Here is a 16,439-nt window from a genome sequence, read left to right as displayed (position 1 = left end):
AAGGAACAATATCATCTATCGTATGAATCACTTAAGTAATGGCATTAATCCGCTAGACCCAATTGTAATATGTTCGCCGTCTGTTTCCATTTCTACTTTACGCTTATTTGTTCCATACATCATTATACCACGCTGTTTTAATCGTCTCACTACACTTTGATGCGGATGTCCATACGGATTTCTGCTACCATAAGAAAGAATCGCGAACTGTGGTTCTACCTTCTTTATAAACCTTTCACTTGTTGAAGTATATGAGCCATGATGTCCCACCTTTAACACATCTGCATGTACATCAAATTGCTTTAATATTTCAGTTTCCGTTCGCACATCAGCATCACCCATTAGTAAAAAATCTGCCTTACCATACCGAATCTTTAATACAATTGAAGATTCATTATTTTCATCTTTGGACTTCCCGTTGTTTAATACTTGTATGGAAACATGCGGATCTAGCGGTATGTATTGTCCCTCTTTTACTGAAATGAAAGGGATTCCCCTTTTCTTTATATGATTTCGATACGTATGATAAGTAAGAGAACTATATGTTTTTCCACTATCTAATATAAGTGATACCGGCATCTGCTCTACAATCGGAATGAGTCCTCCAATGTGATCCATATCTGGATGAGTACTGACGATAGCATCTAAATGGTTAATTCCTTTTTCAATTAGTTTTTGGATAACAACCTCACCAGCTTCATAAGGTCCTCCATCAATTAACATCGTTTGTCCATTTGGCAATATAATAAGTGTTGCATCACCTTGTCCAACTTTTAAGAAACTCACTTTCATTTTACCAAAATGTTGCCGCTGCATATGTAAAGGAGACGCGGTATGAATAGACATCATATACCTTTTGGCAGATGCACTATTTAAAGAAAAGCATAACAAAACAGAAACTAATAATAAAACACTTCGTATACCTCTCATAACTCGTCTCCTTTTTTCAATTAGTATGGCACGGTATATAATTGATATACAAAAAAGCTTAGCAAAATGCTAAGCTTTTATTTCGATATCTCTTGTAAAGAACCGAAGAATAAATCCGCTTCATTCATTTGTTCGTTTTCTTCAGAAAGCGGAGGTAAATCATCTAATGTTTTTAATCCAAATGTGTCTAAAAATTCTTTCGTCGTTCCATATAAAATCGGACGCCCAGGTCCTTCTGCTCTTCCCATTTCTTTTATAAGTAAGTGTGATACTAACGTTTGTAACGCCTTATCGGTTTTTACCCCTCTAATCTCTTCCATTTCAGTTCTTGTAATGGGTTGACGATATGCAACAATTGCTAACGTTTCTAGCGCAGCCTGAGAGAGTGAAGCAGCTGTTGGGATATCTATTAGTTTTTGATAGTACGACGCATGTTCTTTCTTTGTAGCAAAACGATATACTTTTGCATACTGTACAATTTGCAAACCTCGGTGTGCACCTTCACATTCTTTTTGCATTTCTTCTAAAATATCGATTACTTCGTTTCCTTCAATTTCAAGGACTTTTGCTATTTGTTCAGGAGAAATCCCTTCATCACCAGAAACAAATAAAAGCCCTTCAATGATTGATTTCTGTTCTGTTCTATCCATCTTACGAGCTCCTTCCTCCTATTTTCTCCATAAAAATACACATCAAAAAACCGAATCACAATCAATGCGTTCGGTTCAATATTTTTTCTCTTGTTCCAAACGATACATTCAAACCTAGCATGAGATATACTATTTCTATCCCATTTTCCATACTAACTCTATGCAGATTTAGTATAGCTTGATACGAAAATTTCATCAAAATTATGTTCTTGTTCAATTACGATTTGTTGATTTTTCATAAGCTCAAGAACCGCTAAAAATGTTACAACCATTATTTCCCGTTCATCATCAACAAACAAATCATAAAAACTTTGACGACCACCTTGTATTTCTAACTGCTTTAAAATATCCGTCATACGCTGTTCAATTGGTATTTCTTGACGAGTAATACGTGTTGTCACAGGTTTCTTTGCTTTTTTACGACGCATTAATTTTTGAAATGCCGCTAGCATATCATATAACGTAACATCAAGAGGAAAGCTTGTCTCCTCTTCTTGTTGCAATGATGTAAAATCAATTGGCGGACGTGTATATAGCTGTGCTCTTTCTTGTTCTCTTTCTTTTAGTTCAGTAGCAACTTGCTTATATTTCTTATATTCAATTAACCTCTCCATCAATTCTTGACGAGGATCATCTATAAAGTCATCACCGTTATCAAGTACATCTTCTTCATGTTTCGGCAACAACATTTTACTTTTAATTTGTAATAACGTTGCAGCCATTACTAAATACTCACTTGCAACATCTAATTGTAGTTCTTTCATCGTATGAACATAAGATAAATATTGCTCTGTAATTTCCGCTACAGGAATATTATATATATCAATTTCATAACGATGTATTAAATGTAACAATAAATCTAAAGGCCCTTCAAAAGCCTCTACTTTAAAATTATACTGCACAAAGCATCCCACCACATTTTTTCTATAACAACATAAGTATAGAGCATACTCATGTTCTATCCAACCTTTTTAAGAAATTTAATTAAAAATAGACCTATGCCTATGGCATCATGCCCACCACTTCATATGATAACAGTGTAGTAAGAACAATGTAGGAGGTCAAAAAACTATGGGTCACGTTGATTGTGGTTTTAGCGGTGGGTTCGCATTACTTGTTGTATTGTTTATTTTGCTAATTATTGTAGGGGCAGCTTGCTTCTGCTAATATGAACAATAAACGACTAGGGAGAAATTCCCTAGTCGTTTATTGTTCATATTTCTATGATAAACTTATACTTATAACCGTTAGATAGGGGCGAAGAAAATGTATCCTACCGAATACATACAGTTTTTAATTCATTTTCACGGAGATTATGATTATTTTGAATGCCACGAAATACTGGAAGAGTATTGGAAAACAAAACCGAGAGGAAATCGGGATCATTATTTAGTCGGCCTCATTCAAATTGCAGTTTCTTTATACCATCACAGACGCTCTAACTGGAATGGCGCAGAGAAGATGATGAAAAGCGCCATAACGATTTTAGAAAAAAACAGTGCACATTTACTTCGTTTAGGAATAAATGAGGCACAACTCCTGTTCTTACTCAAAGATAAATTGCAATCTATCCAGAAAGAAGAAAGTTTTACACCGTTATTTTTACCATTGTCGGATACAACATTAGAAAAGTACTGCATAGAATTATGTCAGAAACAAAACCTTCCTTGGAAAGACGTGAATGCTACTTCTAATGAATTTATAATACATAAGCACACATTACGTGATCGAACAGAAGTCATCGCTGAACGAAACGAACAATTACAAAAAAGAAAGCAGAGATAATAAACTACTTATCTCTGCTTTCACGAATGTATATTTTGTTCAAGCCCTTTACATTTTTTGCAAAAACTTGCTGTTTGCTCATTTCCGCAAATTGTAAATTCAAGAAATTTACTCTTTAACTCTTGAACCATCTTCGTCCCAATACCCATATGACGGTGAGATGGGTTCACACTCAAATGCTGAATTTCCAAAACTTGATTCTCTTTTTTTACAATCCCCATTATCCCAACAAAATCTTCGTTTTGTTTCCACAAATACAATTGCCAATCATCCTTTGCTTCATAATCTTTCATAGTCAATTGTAATGTTTTCACATCTTTTTCAGTTGGCATAAATGAAAGAAGCCCCATTGCAATCTTTTCATAACTTTTTTTAAAACGAATTAACATAACCCTTATCCCTTCTTACAAAAGTTACAAACTATTAAATCCCCTCAATCACTCTTTTCATATCACATTCATTTTACAATATTTTCAACAGAGTGAGAAGAGCTTAAAACAACTTGATAATCATACAAAGCGAAAAGAAGAAAGTCAAATATACGTTTCATTACTTTCTAAGTAGATAAAAGAAGAAACGCTGTTATATGAAAGTGAAAAGAAACATCCACCGCTCATTATCACTTCACTATTCATCACCTTAGAGCAGATGAATTCTAGCAAAATGAATGTAATAAACAACTTTTATTGAAATGTGTAATCTAATAATGTAGTCTATGTGATTTGTTAAAATTTTGTTCTCATAAGCGACATATTCTCACTACAATCACATTACTACTTGTATCATGTACCGTAAACGAAATCCCCATTCCTATTAAAAATAAAAAAGAGAGCAATAGCTCTCTTTTCTCATTCACTTACTCTTCCCAAACTTTAACTTCTTTCATTACATCACCTTGACGCATGTTTAATACTGTTTCAATACCGCTTGTTACTTTACCGAATACAGTATGTACACCATCTAAGTGTGGCTGTGGCTCATGAACGATAAAGAATTGGCTACCGCCTGTGTTACGGCCAGCATGAGCCATAGAAAGTGATCCTACAAGGTGTCTATGAGGATTTCCATCAGTTTCACATGGGATAGAGTAACCTGGGCCACCCGCACCTGTTCCTGTTGGATCTCCACCTTGGCTTACGAAGCCAGGAATAACGCGGTGGAATGTCACACCATCATAAAATCCTTGCTCTGCTAGTTTTTTAAAGTTTTCTACTGTTTTCGGTGCCTCTTCTGGGAAAAATTCTAAATCGATTTTTTCACCATTTTCCATTACTATGTATCCTAAAGTTTTCATACGTATATGTCTCCTTTCAACTATCTCAGCACTATATTACCACATTCATCACTAGAAACAAAAAGAATCCGACAATCTACATACTTCTTTTTTGAAATGTGGAAAAAGCTAGGTGACAAATAAGAAATATATACTATAATAACTGTGTTGCCCGAAAATTTTAGAAAGAGAAAGGGAGCGATTTTTCGTGAAAACGAAATTACTAGCTCTGCTATTAGCTGTAGCAGTATTTATTATGCCAACAGCTTCGTTTGCAGACATCATCGAAGGAGAATCAATTGTTACACTAGGAGAAAACTTGTCTGAACAACAAAAACAAGATCTGTTAAAAGAAATGAAAGCACCAAAAGATGCTACAATTATTACTGTGTCTAATGCGGAAGAACATAAATTTCTAGAAGGGATTGTTCCAAAAGCTCAAATTGGTACGAGAGCAATTTCCTCTTCTATGATCACATACACAAAGCCAGGTTCTGGTCTCATTGTACGTTCAAAAAACATTAATTCAATAACAGATGCAATGTACACAAACGCACTTATTACAGCAGGTGTGAAAGATGCTGAAATTCAAATTACTGCACCATTTAAAGTTTCTGGAACTGCTGCTTTAACTGGCTTAATGAAAGCCTATGAAACGACATCAAACAAAGCAATTCCTGAGGAAGTAAAAAAAGTAGCCAATGAAGAAATGGTGCAAACATCCCAGCTCGGCGATAAAATTGGTGAAGAAAAAGCAGTTCAACTTGTTGCGAAAATTAAAGAAGAAATTGCCAAAGAACAACCAAAAACAACTGAAGATTTACGTTCATTAATTAAAAAAATTGCGGATCAACTTGGTATTACATTAACGGATGAACAGTTAGATAACTTAGTTGCGCTATTTGATAAAATGAAAAATCTTAATATCGATTGGAATCAAGTTGGCAGTCAGTTAAATAAAGCAAAAGAACACGTTTCTGCCTTTTTAGGATCTGAAGAAGGGCAAAGTTTCCTAGATAAAGTGAAAGATTTCTTCTCAAGTATCATTGATTTTGTTAAATCTTTATTCAAGTAAAAAGAAGCTCGCTAGTAGCGAGCTTCTTTTTTTATACAAGTAACGGCAATTTCATAATAGCTTCTTCAACCGAACGAACTATATGATTTGCCTTCTCCTTCACATATGGATGAGCATGATGCAGAGTGAATGAATGCGGGGTTACTTCAAACATAGAAATATCATTGAAAGAATCTCCAATGCATGCAACTTCATTTGCTTCAATTTGCAAATGTTCCATTAGTCGTCTTAAAGCACTCCCTTTACTTACTCCTCTTGGCATAATGTCAACATAGCGTTTACCAGACATAAAAACTTCCGCTTCATTCTGAAAGGTATCTCGTAATTCTTGATCTAATGCTTCAATTGTCTCTTCTTCTCCAAAAACAAACAATTTCGCAGGATGTACAGTTTTACCAAATTCCTCTTCTAATGCTTCTATTTCAGCGATATGCACGCCCATATACGTTTCAAAATTATGATGATGTTCATTTTTTCTTTTTGTATACCGTTGCTCATTTGCACAAACAATATCTGCTAGTCCCTTTTTATGGATATATCGATATATTTCCTGGGCAATCCCATCTTCAAAACTTGATTCATGAAATATTTTCCCATCCGGTAGTAACATCGTCGCTCCATTTAAACTCGTTGTGTAATACGGGAATGTAAACCTATTTACAACTTCATCAATTCGATGAGTAAAGCGGCCTGAGGCAAAACAAATATTTGTCCCTTTTTCAGCTAACCAACAAATTGCACGTTCATCTTCTTTTTGCATATCATTCACATTGTAAACGAGCGTGTCATCTAAATCACTTACAAATAATTTAATCATGTCCTCTTCCCCTTCCATACACAATATCTACTCTAAGTGTACACAAAAAATGTTTGATTTTTGTTAAAAAACAATAAATTTTTGCTAAAAAAAAATAAACGGGTGTATAATCCCGTTTATTTTTGTCTTTTTACATTTTGAGGTCTTACAATACTTGGTCGTACTTTTAAACTAGACATCGTCGGACGGAGTAGAATTTTTGTTAATGCGCCCCAATCAAATGGTAAAAACGGCCATAAATAAGGTGTTTGCAAACTTTTTATAGACGTTAAAAATAAAATCAATATCGTCATACCAATTACAAAGCCCATCTCATGGAAGAGACCTGTTAAAATAATAACAAATAATTTTCCAACCTTATTCCCTAGCCCTAATTCATAACTCGGTGTTGCATAAGCACCGATCATAGAAACTGCTACATACAAAATAACTTCTGGTACAAACAAACCTACATCGATTGCTATTTGACCAATTAATATAGCGGAAATTAATCCTGCTGCAGACGATAACGGCGTTGGAGTATGAATGGCAGCCATCCTTAAAAACTCAAGCCCGACCTCTGCCATTAATACTTGTAATAAAATTGGTAAATGTGTCATCTTAGTCGGTCCAATAAAAGCAAGATTTTCTGGTAAAAGAGTTGGATCAAATACAAACACTAACCAAAATGGTAGTAAAAACAAGGAGAATAAAACACCTAAAAAACGTACCCAACGTAAAAATGTACCGACAGCTGGATTTTGTCTAAACTCTTCTGCATGCTGTAAATGATGGAAATATGTTGTTGGCGTAATCATAGCACTCGGTGATGTATCAACAAGTACTAAAACATGTCCTTCTAATAAATGATTGGCTGCTACATCCGGTCTTTCTGTATATCGAATAAGCGGGAATGGATTATAGCTTTGCTTTACAACAAATTCTTCCACTGTTTTATCCGCCATCGTAATGCCATCAACATCAATGTTATTCAATTCTTGTTTTATAATCTTTACTAAATCTTGATTTGCAACATCTTGTACATATGTAATACAAATATCCGTTTGCGATCTATCCCCTACTCGAATAATTTCGTTTCGAAGACGTGGATCTCGAATTCTTCTACGAATTAACGCTGTATTTACAACGATATTTTCAACAAATCCATCTCTCGCACCGCGTACTACTTTTTCGGTATCCGGCTCTGTCGGTGTTCTTCCTGGATAGCTTCGAACATCTATCGCGAACGCTTCTGTTTCGCCTTCCACAAATATAATAATAAGCCCTGATAACGCTTGAACCATTACTTCATCCATCGTTTTCACTTTACTTACTTGCTGATGAATTAAACGATTCTCTAAAAGCTTTACTGTATCTTCTTCAACATCCCTTATTTCATTCGTATCCACAGCTTCTTCTAAAATAGGAATAATATAATTCGTATCACAAAGTCCATTTACGAATAACACAGCAATTTCTTTATTCAAAATTTGAAATTTACGAATACCAACATCAAATGTAACGCCTAATCCAACCGTTTGTTTTAAATAATTTTCATTGTCACTTATGAAAGTTGAAATAGGGATATCTATTTTTTTAGGCTTCGTCATAAAACCCACTCCTTTCCAAAATTAACTGAATTGCTTTTTTAGTAATTGGTGAGCCTCTCTCCCATTCATCATTTCCACACATCTTACCAATATCACCAATTCCAACAATGACAGGAACATTCAGATCATCTAGACAATAAATTGTATCTCCGCTAATTCTGCCAATTTCACCATCTGGGAGTCCAAACTTATCAACGCCATATTCCGTTAAATTCCCGTTTCGATCCACGCTTACATCTACACGTGCCCATTCCCAATGATGTGTATTAGACGCTACCGCCAAAATCCCAAGTACATCAATTTGTTTATGCGTGGCTACATATTTTAAAGCTTTTTCACCAGATCCTTCTCCAATAAATCCACTGTCATCAAACATGACAAATACAGGGTCATATGGCGTTTGCATAATAAGCTCAACAACTTTCTTCCCTGTCAATTTGGTTGGATTGCTTTGTGATGCTGAAATACACCTTCCCCCAAATTCCTTCGTTAAAAGCTCAATTGTTCGCTTTGCATATTCATCTCCATCTGTGACCAAAACAACCCTTCGTCTCATTTGATTTATCCTTTCGGTTTACATATAAGTGCTATAAAAAATGAAAATAATATCGCTGCAGAAATGCCTGCAGACGTTAAACTAAACATACCCATACCAATCCCTATATATCCGTGTTTCTCTGCCGCATGCATTGCCCCGTGTAATAAGGAATGTCCAAAACTTGTAATAGGAACTGTTGCCCCAGCACCAGCAAACTTTATAAGCTTATCGTACAATCCAAATCCATCTAAAACTGCTCCTATCACTACAAAGGTAGCCATTAAATGAGCTGGTGTTAACTTTGCAAAATCTAACAATACTTGTCCAACTAGACAAATAGCGCCTCCTACAAGAAATGCATATATAAAATCCACAATTCACTCTCCCTTCACTCTCTCAAATACGACACCATGTGCAATTGTTGGAATTGTTTCTTTCTGCTGCATCATCATCGGGCTTAATAACGCGCCAGTAGCAACGACAAAAATTCGTTGTAAATTCCCTTTTTGCATCTCGCTTAATAAATGACCATATGTGACAACAGCTGAACAAGCACAACCACTACCACCTGCAAATACTTCTTCTTGACCCGAATCATAAATCATTAATCCGCAATCATTATATATATGCCCAATATCATAACCTTCTTCCAGTAACAGTTGTTTCGCGATCGGTGTCCCAATAGCAGATAAATCACCGGTAACAATCACATCATAATCATTAGCACTTCTCTTCAAATCTTCAAAATGCTGCTGAATTGTATGAGCCGCAGCCGGCGCCATCGCCGATCCCATATCTAAAGGGTTCGCAATTCCTAAATCTTGTACTTTTCCAATCGTAGCCGACGTAATTTTAATGGCACTTTTTTCTTTACTAATTAATATGGATCCCGCACCTGTAACAGTGGAATTTGCTGTTCCTGGTTTTTGTCCCCCATACTCTGTTGGATAACGAAACTGTCTTTCAGCTGTTGCATTATGACTACTTACCGTCGCTAAAACACGATTTGCGAATCCACCATCTATAAAGGCTGATCCGACCGCTAAAGTCTCCATCGAGGTCGCACAAGCACTAAACATGCCTAAAAAGGGAATTCCCCACTTACGCGCAACGTAATTTGCTGTTACTGTTTGATTTAATAAGTCACCCGCTAAAAAGAAATCAATTTGTGATGTTTCTACATTTGCTTTTTGCATGACTTGTTGAATAGAATCTGACATTAATCTTCGTTCCGCAAGCTCCCAGTTTTCCTCTCCGCAATGTAAATCATCATATGAAATATCAAATTCCTTTCCAAGAGGGCCTTCAGCTTCTTTTGGACCGACGGCAGTACCGGTTGCATTCACATAAATATCATTTTGAAATACCCACGTTTGTTTTCCTGTCAACCTCATACTAGCCCCTCCTTTAAGACATAAAAATTTTAAAAGTATATCTTATTAACCCAATAATGTACGCCCCGACAACACCAAAAACGATTACACTTCCCGCTAGCTTAAACATGTTTGTAGCAACCCCAAGTACAATTCCTTCACTCTTATGCTCTAGCGCAGCACTTGCCATAGAATTCGCAAATCCCGTAACAGGTACGGCCGAACCTGCTCCAGCAAATTGACCGATTTTATCATATACACCACAACCTGTTAAAATCGCCGATAATAGTACAAGAGTTGCGACTGTTGGATTTCCTGCCTCTTGTTCACTAAAATGAAAATAATGTATATAAAATTTCATCAATACTTCTCCGATTGTACAAATGAGTCCACCTACAAAAAATGCCTTAACACAATTTATAAAATAATTTGGCTTCGGATGGTATTCCTTCACTTTATTTACGTAATCGTCCTTTAGTTTTCGCCCTGTCATTTATATATTGCCTCCTACTTTACGAAATAAATCCAGTGAAACAACGAGCCTATTACTTTTCCAAGTACAAGAGCAACGAGTAAAACAACAATCTTCCCCTCTACCCCTACTCGCTTCGCTAAAATAGGTAGAACATTTAACACTTCCGTTAATGCGGCAGCGAGCATTCCAATGAATGTGCCACAAAATATCCCTAATATAACAAGCCAATATTGCGATGTTTGAAATGTAATGTTTTTCAAACTACACCAAGCTCCTGTTAATGTACCTGCAATAACTGCCCACTCAAAATATTGAATGTGCTTTCCACTTCTCGTTAATTGAGCTAGACGAGGGATTATACCAAGTACAGCTAAAAACGCAACATATCCGCTACCTACAGCAATTCCTCCTGCTAAAGCAATTAAAATAACGAATCCAGACTCAATCATCGGTAAGTTGTTTCATATTATCCTTGTTTTCATGAACAATTACATATTGGTCAAGTGATTGCTGGTATTGGAACATCTCCACTTCTAACGGACTCGGCTCTTCATTAATACGCTTTTGAAATACATGATTAAAAAATAAAACCATGCCTAGCCCAAGACCTAATGAATAAGGAATTTGAAATAAAAGTGGTTGCGCCTTAAATTCTCCCGTAATCATGTAATATAACCGTTGGTGCACTTGTTGCATGCTTACATCTTCATGAAAATATATGATGGCAAGAGCTGCTCCAATGAAAAGTAACAACCATACAAGTCCGAAAAAAATCGGATGTACTTTCTTTTTTTCATATATAATTTCAACAAGAGTTTGTCCAGAACCGAGTAAATTAATTTGTATATGAGCGGTTTTTCGCCTAATAATCTCAATTATTTTCATAACATCAATTACAACATGCGTTTTATCACGCGCTGTAATTTTATAAATTACCTCATCCTGTAATGACTGAACTACTGCAGCATCTCCGGCAAGTTGAGCAACATCTCCCAGCTTTACTTCATACGTAGGAGAAACTTTTAATCGATTACGCATTTTAATATAAATTGTTTGTTCCAATTTCCATTCACCTCTTCACTCTTCCTCGTAGTTGTAGTATGGTTATTCAATTTTTTTCTAATACAATTTTTTCATAAAAAAACATCTGTACCATTTCGGTACAGATGTTTTTTAGTTTATGCTTTTTTCTTAAATAAATTTGCAATGCTTAATGCGAGCCCTCCCCAAATGACTACTATTCCAATAACCATCATCATAATCGCTGATCCACTCATTATGAAACACCTCGATCTTTCCATTCTTTTTCAAGCTTAGCAGAATCTGAATGTATTTGTGCATTCCATTTCTTTAAACTAATGATTAGCGCAATGATAAGGAACGCTGCTGCAATTGACCAACCATATGTTACGACAAACTCCGTTGAGTAACCTCCATAGTTCTTTTTAATATTTTGGATTGTACCATCAATTAACATGTACCCTAACATAAGCGGAGTAATAACGAGTAAACTCACCCTCCAAAACGTCCCTAACTTAATATCAGATACGAAGTTTGCGTGGTTTTGATAAACTGGTAAACGACGTAAAATGAGTCCTATCGTAACTACTTCCGCTAGAGCAATTGTAATTAATCCGAAGTTATTAGCGAAGTAATCGACAACATCTAGGAACATAAGCCCGCCACGTGTCGCAAAAACGAGAGAAACAAGTACGAGAAGCGTCCCCATAATTCCAATTGTTTTCTGGCGGCTTAAGCTAAACTTTTCAGATACGGCAGCAAAACATACTTCCGCAAGCGAGATGAGGGATGTAATTCCGGCAACCGTTAATGATAAGAAAAATAATACGCCAAATAAAGGTGACATCGGTAATTCATTAATAATTTGCGGGAATACTACGAAAGCAAGCCCTACACCAGCACTTGCTACTTTATCAACTGGTACTCCCATATTATTTGCCATAAATCCAAGAGCCGCAAAGACCCCAATCCCTGCTAATAATTCAAATCCTGAGTTTGCAAAGCCCGTGATAAAGGCGTTATTTGTTGTATCTGAGTTTTTCGGCAAATAACTTGAATACGTAATCATAATTCCAAATGCTAAAGATAAACTAAAGAAAATTTGACCGTAAGCAGCAAGCCATACTTTTCCGTCAAAAATACGACTCCAATCTGGCTTAAAGAATGCATCTAATCCTTGCATCGCACCTTCCATCGTCACTGCACGAACTACGATAATAAGGAACATAACAACTAGTAAAGGGATGAAAATACGGTTCACAACTTCGATTCCTTTTTTTACTCCTTTAAATGCAACACCAAGCACAATAATCCAAACGAGAGCTAGCGGAATTAATACTTCGGGTACGAGCCCTCCAAACTGCCCAGGCTTATCTGCAACATGCAAATACTCTTTAAATAAAAATGATTGCGTGTCTTTCCCCCACGCCCCAGTAATTGCAAAATACGTATACGAAATAGACCAAGCAATAATTACTGCATAATATGTTGAAACGATAAATGTTACGCACATTTGCCACCATCCGATGAATTCAGCACGCGGATGAATACGGAAGAACGTAAGTGGCGCGGAACCACGGTGACGATGCCCAAGAGCAAATTCAAACGCTAATAATGAAATACCAGTCGTTAATAATGCGAATAAGTACGGTAAAAAGAATGCGCCTCCCCCATTTTCATACGCTGTATAAGGAAAACGCCATATGTTTCCTAATCCAACGGCAGAGCCGACTGCTGCGAAAATGAATCCAGCCCTCGTTCCCCATTGTTGCCTCGTTTCCATATTTCCTTCCCCCTTTGTGACAAGTTCATACTTGGATTATATTTTAAATTTACTAAATTATCAATAAATTCTGTTAATTTTTACGAAAGTTTACAATCTCCTCCTAATTAAAGGCATAAAAAAAGATCGAATAGCTATTCATCTATTCGATCTTTCATCTGTTTTAAAATTTTCTTTTCAAGTCTTGAAACTTGTACTTGCGAAATGCCTATTCGCTCCGCTACTTCCGATTGGGTTTGGTCTTTATAGTAGCGTAAATATACGATTAAACGCTCTCGCTCATCTAATTCTCTAATTGCCTCTTTTAAAGCAATTTTATCAAACCATTTCGTTTCAGATTGATCTGCAATTTGATCTAAAATAGTGATTGGATCCCCATCGTTTTCATACACCGTTTCATGTATAGATGAAGGAGCACGACTCGCTTCTTGCGCCAGAACAACTTCTTCTGGCGTTAGTTCTAACGCCTCGGCTACTTCATTAATCGTTGGAGCTCTTCCGAATTCTTTCGAAAGCTCGTCTCTCATCTTCCGAATTTTGTTTCCTGTTTCTTTTAATGACCTACTTACTTTCACTGATCCATCATCACGTAAAAATCGCTGTATTTCGCCAATAATCATTGGAACTGCATATGTTGAAAATTTCACGTCGAAAGATAAATCAAATTTATCTACCGATTTTAAGAGCCCAATACATCCAATTTGAAATAAATCGTCTGGTTCGTATCCGCGATTAAGAAAACGTTGCACAACCGACCATACGAGACGCATATTACTTTGAACAATTGTATCTCTCGCTTGTTGATCTCCATCTTGACTTTTTTGAATTAACGCTTTTAGCTCGTGGTCCTTTAACTGAGGTTTCTTCTTCTCATTTTTGACCTCTATGTCCATAGGCTATTCTCCTTAATTGCATAGAGCGTTACTATTTGATAAGTATTTTGTCAAATGGATTGTTGTCCCGAAAGATTCGTTTGAAATAACTTCTACTTCATCCATAAAATTTTCCATGATAGTAAATCCCATTCCGGAACGCTCTAATTCAGGTTTAGTTGTAAAAAGGGGTTGTCTCGCTTCATCTAAATCAAAGATGCCAATCCCTTCATCTCGAATCGTGAGTTTCACCATTGCTTCTTCCAAAATTACAGAAATATAAACAACACCTTCTGCATTTCCTTCGTACCCATGAATAATTGCATTCGTAACCGCTTCTGACACAACTGTTTTAATCTCTGTAAGTTCTTCCATCGTAGGATCTAGTTGCGCAATGAAAGCAGCTACTGTAACGCGAGCGAACGATTCATTTTGACTTAATGCTGAAAATTGAAGGTTCATTTCATTTCTCATTTATGCCACCCCCAACGTCGCGAGCGCGTGCGCTTCACTTTCTTCTAAGCGAACAATTTTGAATAAGCCCGACATTTCAAACAAACGCTTAACAGGCGGTGAAATTGCACAAACAACCATTTCTCCACCTAATCCCTTTACATGCTTATATCGGCCTAATATAACACCTAAACCAGAACTATCCATAAACGATAAGTTCTCTAGGCTCAAAACAATATGATGAACACCATGTGTCTCAATCATATCTGTTACTTTCGTTCGCAACTCTTCAGCAGTATGATGATCTAATTCACCCGCTAGCCTCACACATAGGACGTCACGTTTTACTTCTAATTGCATGGAAAGACTCACACGATTTCCTCCTTATGCTCAAACTTTACTCATTTACATACATAAAGATTTTCGTGATACAACATAAGAATCCTTCCTACTGACAAAAGAAGAACTATTTCGCCATAAAGTGAAACCATTCAGCAATTATTTACTTACATACGAATAGAAAAGCGGCAAAATGTTTGCCGCTATTTTGATGTTGAAAACATCCCAAAACTTCTTTTAAATAACTCCCACCAGCTCGCTGCAGCAACATCTTCTTTTGCTACAATTGTTTGTTTTAATAAAACATCTTTATCTTTTTTAATAACAAGTGTACCAAGTGCATCGCCCTTTTTAATCGGCGCTTTCACTTTCTTTTCAGCAATTACTTCTTGCTTTACCTTGTCCATATTTTCGCCCTTCTTCATAAGAAGAGATACATTATCTGACGCAACTAAATCTACTTTTTCTTTCTTCCCTTTTCCTACTTGGACAGTCTTAATTTTTTCGCCTCGTGTATACAATTTCTTTGTCCTATATTGACCAAATGCGTAGTCAAGAAGCTTCGTTACTTGATTGTTCCGTTCTTTTGATGTAGGTGCTCCCATAACAACTGAAATAACACGCATCCCATTCTTTTCAGCCGATGCTGTTAAACAATATTTTGCTTCTGTCGTAAAGCCCGTTTTTACACCATCTACTCCAGGATAAAAACGCACTAACTTATTCGTATTAACGAGCCAAAACTTCTTATCCGTATCTTCACGTAAATAGTCTTCGTATTTTCCTGTGTATTTGCGAATAAGTGGGTACTTCATCAATTCTTTCGCCATTATAGCCATATCATTTGCTGTGGAATAATGATCTTTAGCCGGAAGACCTGTCGGATTTTGAAAATGAGTATTTTTCAGTCCTAAATCTTTCGCTTTTTTGTTCATCATATTTACAAAACCTTCTTCTGAACCAGCGATATGCTCCGCTACTGCAACAGACGCATCATTTCCAGATGCAATTGCAATACCCTTTAGCATTTCATTTACGGTCATCTCTTCTCCAGGCTCTAAAAAGATTTGTGATCCACCCATTGAAGCTGCATGCTCACTTGCTCTCACTTTATCGGTCAGTTTTAGTTTTCCTTTTTCAACTTGTTCCATAATTAATAGCATTGTCATAATCTTCGTCATACTAGCAGGTGGTAACTTCTCATTTGGATTTTTATCAAACAAAACTTTACCTGTATCTTGTTCAATTACAATTGCTGATGACGCTTGTTCCGCTAACTTCGGTGTTGTTTCTTCTGTTTTCTCCTGCTTCGTCTTCTCAGATTGTGCGAAACTAACTGAAGTACCAGAAAGCAATAACATGAAACAAACAAGTATTCCAAAAACTCGCTTCATGACTAACCCTCCATTCTATATCAAACCTATTTTTTCCAATTCACTGTTTTTTAATACCATATTTTTCTAACAT

22 protein-coding genes are annotated in these 16,439 nt (G+C 36.3%); 3 read left to right on the top strand and 19 right to left on the bottom strand.

Going from position 1 to position 16,439, the window contains the following annotated elements; genetic code table 11:
- Positions 1-27 precede the first annotated feature (27 nt).
- The 3 genes from PDK19_RS03375 to scpA form a co-directional block, all read right to left on the bottom strand.
- Entirely contained in the window at positions 28-930 is a 903-nt protein-coding gene (locus PDK19_RS03375) for a ComEC/Rec2 family competence protein (RefSeq protein WP_270706607.1), read from the bottom strand.
- 77 nt (positions 931-1,007) lie between these two features.
- Positions 1,008-1,580 carry a segregation/condensation protein ScpB gene (scpB, locus tag PDK19_RS03370; protein ID WP_000376222.1) on the bottom strand — a complete coding sequence of 191 codons (573 nt, stop codon included), beginning with the start codon at positions 1,578-1,580 and terminating at the stop codon, positions 1,008-1,010.
- Between the two features lie 158 nt (positions 1,581-1,738).
- Positions 1,739-2,482, bottom strand: a complete 744-nt coding sequence (gene scpA, locus PDK19_RS03365) for a segregation/condensation protein A (protein ID WP_270706605.1) — start codon at positions 2,480-2,482, stop codon at positions 1,739-1,741.
- Positions 2,483-2,651: 169 nt separating this feature from the next.
- Between scpA and PDK19_RS03360 the strand changes: the two genes are divergently transcribed.
- Together PDK19_RS03360 and PDK19_RS03355 are read left to right on the top strand one after the other, a co-directional pair.
- The gene (locus PDK19_RS03360) at positions 2,652-2,747 is read left to right on the top strand and encodes a YjcZ family sporulation protein (protein ID WP_000510194.1); all 96 of its coding nucleotides are present in this window, start codon (positions 2,652-2,654) and stop codon (positions 2,745-2,747) included.
- 99 nt (positions 2,748-2,846) lie between these two features.
- Entirely contained in the window at positions 2,847-3,365 is a 519-nt protein-coding gene (locus PDK19_RS03355) for a DUF309 domain-containing protein (RefSeq protein WP_000283585.1), read from the top strand.
- A gap of 20 nt (positions 3,366-3,385) precedes the next feature.
- Here the strand turns inward: PDK19_RS03355 and ribT are convergent, their stop codons facing one another.
- Together ribT and PDK19_RS03345 are read right to left on the bottom strand one after the other, a co-directional pair.
- Positions 3,386-3,754: a GNAT family N-acetyltransferase RibT gene (ribT, locus tag PDK19_RS03350; RefSeq protein ID WP_000908397.1), complete on the bottom strand. Its 369-nt coding sequence runs from the start codon at positions 3,752-3,754 to the stop codon at positions 3,386-3,388.
- Positions 3,755-4,221: 467 nt separating this feature from the next.
- On the bottom strand, positions 4,222-4,659 hold the full coding sequence (locus PDK19_RS03345; protein WP_000853792.1) for a peptidylprolyl isomerase: 438 nt from the start codon (positions 4,657-4,659) through the stop codon (positions 4,222-4,224).
- 187 nt (positions 4,660-4,846) lie between these two features.
- Here PDK19_RS03345 and PDK19_RS03340 point away from each other — a divergent pair, with 187 nt between their 5' ends.
- The gene (locus PDK19_RS03340) at positions 4,847-5,713 is read left to right on the top strand and encodes a DUF1002 domain-containing protein (protein ID WP_000850502.1); all 867 of its coding nucleotides are present in this window, start codon (positions 4,847-4,849) and stop codon (positions 5,711-5,713) included.
- A gap of 31 nt (positions 5,714-5,744) precedes the next feature.
- On the opposite strand, the gene PDK19_RS03335 is transcribed toward PDK19_RS03340, so the two are convergent.
- From PDK19_RS03335 to dacF, 14 genes are all read right to left on the bottom strand, one after another.
- Positions 5,745-6,548 (bottom strand): Cof-type HAD-IIB family hydrolase, encoded by an 804-nt coding sequence (locus PDK19_RS03335; protein ID WP_041184497.1) that lies wholly within the window; start codon positions 6,546-6,548, stop codon positions 5,745-5,747.
- A 98-nt stretch (positions 6,549-6,646) separates the two neighbouring features.
- A complete protein-coding gene (gene spoVAF, locus PDK19_RS03330) occupies positions 6,647-8,119 on the bottom strand; it encodes a spore germination protein SpoVAF (protein ID WP_000165588.1) in 1,473 nt (490 codons plus the stop codon).
- Positions 8,106-8,675, bottom strand: a complete 570-nt coding sequence (locus PDK19_RS03325) for a stage V sporulation protein AE (RefSeq protein ID WP_001254414.1) — start codon at positions 8,673-8,675, stop codon at positions 8,106-8,108. Before PDK19_RS03325 ends, spoVAF begins: the two co-directional genes overlap by 14 nt.
- A gap of 5 nt (positions 8,676-8,680) precedes the next feature.
- Positions 8,681-9,031: a stage V sporulation protein AE gene (gene spoVAE, locus PDK19_RS03320; protein ID WP_000345905.1), complete on the bottom strand. Its 351-nt coding sequence runs from the start codon at positions 9,029-9,031 to the stop codon at positions 8,681-8,683.
- A gap of 3 nt (positions 9,032-9,034) precedes the next feature.
- Positions 9,035-10,051, bottom strand: coding sequence for a stage V sporulation protein AD (gene spoVAD, locus PDK19_RS03315; RefSeq protein ID WP_001241152.1), 1,017 nt, complete (start codon positions 10,049-10,051; stop codon positions 9,035-9,037).
- Between the two features lie 13 nt (positions 10,052-10,064).
- Entirely contained in the window at positions 10,065-10,523 is a 459-nt protein-coding gene (gene spoVAC / locus PDK19_RS03310; RefSeq protein WP_000147736.1) for a stage V sporulation protein AC, read from the bottom strand.
- A 14-nt stretch (positions 10,524-10,537) separates the two neighbouring features.
- Complete coding sequence (gene spoVAB, locus PDK19_RS03305) at positions 10,538-10,954, bottom strand: stage V sporulation protein SpoVAB (protein WP_000572932.1); 417 nt, start codon at positions 10,952-10,954, stop codon at positions 10,538-10,540.
- The gene (gene spoVAA, locus PDK19_RS03300) at positions 10,947-11,567 is read right to left on the bottom strand and encodes a stage V sporulation protein SpoVAA (protein WP_000438355.1); all 621 of its coding nucleotides are present in this window, start codon (positions 11,565-11,567) and stop codon (positions 10,947-10,949) included. The genes spoVAB and spoVAA overlap by 8 nt, the downstream gene beginning before the upstream one ends.
- A 116-nt stretch (positions 11,568-11,683) precedes the next feature.
- Positions 11,684-11,782 carry a methionine/alanine import family NSS transporter small subunit gene (locus tag PDK19_RS03295; RefSeq protein ID WP_000016826.1) on the bottom strand — a complete coding sequence of 33 codons (99 nt, stop codon included), beginning with the start codon at positions 11,780-11,782 and terminating at the stop codon, positions 11,684-11,686.
- Positions 11,782-13,308, bottom strand: coding sequence for a sodium-dependent transporter (locus tag PDK19_RS03290; RefSeq protein ID WP_000450077.1), 1,527 nt, complete (start codon positions 13,306-13,308; stop codon positions 11,782-11,784). Before PDK19_RS03290 ends, PDK19_RS03295 begins: the two co-directional genes overlap by 1 nt.
- Positions 13,309-13,442: 134 nt before the next feature.
- A complete protein-coding gene (gene sigF / locus PDK19_RS03285) occupies positions 13,443-14,201 on the bottom strand; it encodes an RNA polymerase sporulation sigma factor SigF (RefSeq protein WP_000350729.1) in 759 nt (252 codons plus the stop codon).
- Positions 14,202-14,213: 12 nt separating this feature from the next.
- A complete protein-coding gene (gene spoIIAB / locus PDK19_RS03280; protein WP_001243399.1) occupies positions 14,214-14,654 on the bottom strand; it encodes an anti-sigma F factor in 441 nt (146 codons plus the stop codon).
- Positions 14,655-15,005, bottom strand: a complete 351-nt coding sequence (spoIIAA, locus tag PDK19_RS03275; RefSeq protein WP_000059133.1) for an anti-sigma F factor antagonist — start codon at positions 15,003-15,005, stop codon at positions 14,655-14,657. It abuts the gene before it with no gap.
- Between the two features lie 170 nt (positions 15,006-15,175).
- Positions 15,176-16,366: a serine-type D-Ala-D-Ala carboxypeptidase DacF gene (gene dacF, locus PDK19_RS03270; RefSeq protein ID WP_049113426.1), complete on the bottom strand. Its 1,191-nt coding sequence runs from the start codon at positions 16,364-16,366 to the stop codon at positions 15,176-15,178.
- Positions 16,367-16,439: the final 73 nt, after the last annotated feature.

The organism is Bacillus cereus group sp. BcHK124, from assembly GCF_027712065.1.
GTDB classification, from domain to species: domain Bacteria; phylum Bacillota; class Bacilli; order Bacillales; family Bacillaceae_G; genus Bacillus_A; species Bacillus_A pacificus.
This window is presented reverse-complemented; position numbering and strand designations above follow the sequence as displayed.

What these genes read in the sequence shown, in the direction of transcription:
- spoVAF (WP_000165588.1), bottom strand. Translation starts at nt 8,119, where the DNA reads ATGACGAAGCCTAAAAAAATAGATATCCCTATTTCAACTTTCATAAGT.
- ribT (WP_000908397.1), bottom strand. Translation starts at nt 3,754, where the DNA reads ATGTTAATTCGTTTTAAAAAAAGTTATGAAAAGATTGCAATGGGGCTT.
- PDK19_RS03325 (WP_001254414.1), bottom strand. Translation starts at nt 8,675, where the DNA reads ATGAGACGAAGGGTTGTTTTGGTCACAGATGGAGATGAATATGCAAAG.
- PDK19_RS03295 (WP_000016826.1), bottom strand. Translation starts at nt 11,782, where the DNA reads ATGAGTGGATCAGCGATTATGATGATGGTTATTGGAATAGTAGTCATT.
- PDK19_RS03290 (WP_000450077.1), bottom strand. Translation starts at nt 13,308, where the DNA reads ATGGAAACGAGGCAACAATGGGGAACGAGGGCTGGATTCATTTTCGCA.
- PDK19_RS03375 (WP_270706607.1), bottom strand. Translation starts at nt 930, where the DNA reads ATGAGAGGTATACGAAGTGTTTTATTATTAGTTTCTGTTTTGTTATGC.
- spoVAB (WP_000572932.1), bottom strand. Translation starts at nt 10,954, where the DNA reads ATGATTGAGTCTGGATTCGTTATTTTAATTGCTTTAGCAGGAGGAATT.
- spoVAC (WP_000147736.1), bottom strand. Translation starts at nt 10,523, where the DNA reads ATGACAGGGCGAAAACTAAAGGACGATTACGTAAATAAAGTGAAGGAA.
- sigF (WP_000350729.1), bottom strand. Translation starts at nt 14,201, where the DNA reads ATGGACATAGAGGTCAAAAATGAGAAGAAGAAACCTCAGTTAAAGGAC.
- spoVAD (WP_001241152.1), bottom strand. Translation starts at nt 10,051, where the DNA reads ATGAGGTTGACAGGAAAACAAACGTGGGTATTTCAAAATGATATTTAT.
- PDK19_RS03355 (WP_000283585.1), top strand. Translation starts at nt 2,847, where the DNA reads ATGTATCCTACCGAATACATACAGTTTTTAATTCATTTTCACGGAGAT.
- scpB (WP_000376222.1), bottom strand. Translation starts at nt 1,580, where the DNA reads ATGGATAGAACAGAACAGAAATCAATCATTGAAGGGCTTTTATTTGTT.
- dacF (WP_049113426.1), bottom strand. Translation starts at nt 16,366, where the DNA reads ATGAAGCGAGTTTTTGGAATACTTGTTTGTTTCATGTTATTGCTTTCT.
- spoIIAB (WP_001243399.1), bottom strand. Translation starts at nt 14,654, where the DNA reads ATGAGAAATGAAATGAACCTTCAATTTTCAGCATTAAGTCAAAATGAA.
- PDK19_RS03345 (WP_000853792.1), bottom strand. Translation starts at nt 4,659, where the DNA reads ATGAAAACTTTAGGATACATAGTAATGGAAAATGGTGAAAAAATCGAT.
- PDK19_RS03360 (WP_000510194.1), top strand. Translation starts at nt 2,652, where the DNA reads ATGGGTCACGTTGATTGTGGTTTTAGCGGTGGGTTCGCATTACTTGTT.
- PDK19_RS03335 (WP_041184497.1), bottom strand. Translation starts at nt 6,548, where the DNA reads ATGGAAGGGGAAGAGGACATGATTAAATTATTTGTAAGTGATTTAGAT.